Source organism: Citrobacter sp. Cpo221 (assembly GCF_030332345.1).
Taxonomy (GTDB): domain Bacteria; phylum Pseudomonadota; class Gammaproteobacteria; order Enterobacterales; family Enterobacteriaceae; genus Citrobacter; species Citrobacter portucalensis.
On the sequence record NZ_JAOWIA010000026.1, the window covers coordinates 1 to 547 of the forward strand.

Sequence of the window (547 nt, forward strand, 5' to 3'; positions counted from 1 at the left end):
GAGACCAGTTATATCTTTGATTTTGGAGATTATGGCCTCAGTGACGGGTATGGGACAGGGAGGGCAAAAGAGGTCAGTGGTGATCTTGATTTAAAAACTGATTTTTTCCCTATGGTGGCAAACCATATTGATAACACAACGAGTTTGAAATTATTTGGCGGAAATACCGGCCCCGAAAAATGGCGAAGGCGTTTTCGGCTTAGGGATACTCAAACCATTCTTATTGAGCCAGTCATTCATTTCGATAAAGTTGTTACTTTGACACCTCCAGATGCTCCAGGCAAACTTACGGCAATTTATCCCGATGGCAGTAGTGAAAAGATACCGCATATTTATCCCAGCTATGAAAAATTGCTGTCGATTCGCAGCTGTAACGGAGGAAAGCGTTGAATTATTTTAAGAGAACCATCGTTATTATGTTAACTATCGCACCACTTTGCGGTTGCGGAGATAACACAGATCAGACACTTTCCCCTCCTGATAATGCCCGACGTGTCAGCGTGTCATTCCGGATGCCAGAGGGCATCACTCTAATGCCGATGCAGAT

General features: G+C 43.9%; 1 pseudogene. It reads left to right on the top strand.

Annotated elements, in window-relative coordinates:
* Window positions 1-390: pseudogene (locus tag OGY72_RS00805) on the top strand (hypothetical protein); the annotation flags it as partial.
* Between the last annotated feature and the right edge of the window lie 157 nt (window positions 391-547).